The following is a 2,174-nucleotide window of genomic DNA, read 5'->3' as shown; positions in this document are numbered from 1 at the left end:
GGCTGTACGAGGAAATGGAAAAGGCCGGCCATGCCCGGCTCGCCGGCGGCGCACTCGCCTGGTACACCAGCCTGGGGCGTCAGACATTGCGCCACGCGCCCAAGGGCATGGAGTGGTTCGTCCACGGTTTCAGCCGCTCGTTACTGGCCGCCGGCATCGGCAGGCAAGCCGTCAAACTGCGGCTCAAGGAGCTGCAGGCGATCGGGCGCAGTGCCGACCCCAAGTTCTTGCGCGCTCAGGTCAAGCGCAATGTGAACTTCGCCTTCGCCACCGAACTGGTCGATGCCCGCTCCAGTGAATTCTACAAAGTGCGCGCCAGTGGGTGGCTATTGCTGTTCGAGGCCGCCCTGCTCAGCCATAAATGGCTCAAAGGCACCAAGGACGAAAAGGAAAAAGCGGAGTTGAGCGCAGCCGCCATGACAACCTTCGCGGCAGGTCTGGAAGTGTTGGCCTGCGGCACCGAGGTGGTCCTACGCCAGTATGCCCCTGGCAGTACGACGAGCGTGGGCGCTACGGTCTGCGTGGGCGCTACGGTCTTTCTTGGTGGACTCAAGATATGGGGTGGGGCGTTGGCTACGGCAGTTGGCATCTATCTCGCTAGGTACGACTGGTCCGATGCAGACGAAGCCCGAAGGCACGGAAATCGTGGGTTGACTGCGGCTTATCTGACCCGTTTCACGGTGACGCTCACCATGATCGCGAGTCAGGCCAGCATCGCATTTGCAGCGGCGGGGCCGATGCTCAAATTGTTAGCCGAGCGCGCAGTTTATTCTCGTTGGTCTCCTTTGCTTAGCGCTCTAGCCAGATCTGCCGCATTCCTGGGCAAGGAAACCGTCGCCCTACTGATGCGGCGCATCCTGCTTCGTGGCACCTGGATCGTACTGGCCGTTAGCGCATTCATTGCCATTTTCGATGACGACGCCCTGCAAAAATGGTGCAAACACACCATGTATCGCGGACCCAAGTTCAATGGGGAAAAACCATACGAGGATACGCAAGAAGAACTTGCCGCTCTCTATGGCGGACTGCAAGAGGTGCTCTGATGTACTACGCGGAGTGGATGGCATGGCTGCTCAACATCAAGTCTGACCAATGGTTTGAGGAGAACATGGGAGACGCCGACGGCTCAAAGAAGCCACTGGTGGAACCCGTGTACGCAGAGTCCGTGGCCGAAGACAAAGCGCGTCAGGCAGCGAAACGGTTTGCTCACGCCGAAACGCGCGGTCCGGTCTATGCCTGCAACAACACCTATCTGGAAATGCGTTGTGGCGGCATGGAGGAGAAGCGTGGGCTGCTAACTCTAATCTCTCTTGTCATTGTTGGCATGGTGACTCGCGGATGGGTTTCCAGTTCAGGCCCAATCGTGTGGGGGCTTGTATCAGGAACAAACCAGGCATTTGGCAGGCCGATCGGCGGCAGCGAGTATTTTGATCTATTTTTCGATGGTGCCCTTTTTGGAATTCCGATTTTCCTTTATTTCAAATACGCCTTCCGCTTCACGCGCCTGGAAGCGCTGACCTCCCGCTATCTGCTGATCCGCTTCAACCGTGTCACGCGACAGGTCTATCTGCATCGTCCTCCCAGTTGTGGTGGGATTGCTGCCGTGCCCTGGGAGGGCGTCAGCACGGAGGAAATCGCCGGGCAGCGTCTCCTTGCTGGCTGGTTTCCTGGCGACACACCGCTGCCCTTTCCCGTCATGGCCTTCGTCGGCAAGCAAAGCAGCAGTGCGGACGACCTCAAAGCGGAGTGGGAGTTCATCCGCCGCTACATGAACGAGGGCGGCCTGTCGGCCGTCCCGAAGCCGCGCATCAGCTCGCAACTGCCGCTGCCGTGGCAAGCCTTCATCGCGCAGTTCGAGGCCTTGGGGCCCTTCCTGCGCGAAGGCGGTCCCCTCATCTGGGTCGGCTGCCTGATGATTTCGCCGGCTTTCATCATCCTCGGCTTGTCGCACTGGGCATCGCTGCTGCTGTGCTGGCGACCGCGCTGGCCCAARGTCATCCGCGAGGCCGGCCTGCCGGGCAAGCCCATACCCGCCTTGTCCACTGCCGACAACTACCCGCCAGACATCCGCGAGCAGCTATTGGCCAACGCGCACCGCTGGGCCGTGCGTCCTGGTCGGCGCCCAGATCGCAAGCACGTCGCAAAGACGTAATGGAGATAGCATGGCGCATGGC

2 protein-coding genes are annotated in these 2,174 nt (G+C 60.2%); both read left to right on the top strand.

Annotated features, from left to right (window positions below; genetic code table 11):
* On the top strand, positions 1-1,043 hold a 1,043-nt coding region (locus AC1DO7_RS41160; RefSeq protein WP_477117563.1), incomplete at its 5' end, for a hypothetical protein.
* The gene (locus AC1DO7_RS41155; RefSeq protein WP_477117562.1) at positions 1,043-2,152 is read left to right on the top strand and encodes a DUF6708 domain-containing protein; all 1,110 of its coding nucleotides are present in this window, start codon (positions 1,043-1,045) and stop codon (positions 2,150-2,152) included. The genes AC1DO7_RS41160 and AC1DO7_RS41155, both read left to right, overlap by 1 nt.
* Positions 2,153-2,174: the final 22 nt, after the last annotated feature.

The organism is Cupriavidus sp. 05N40 (genome assembly GCF_056397305.1).
This window is presented reverse-complemented; position numbering and strand designations above follow the sequence as displayed.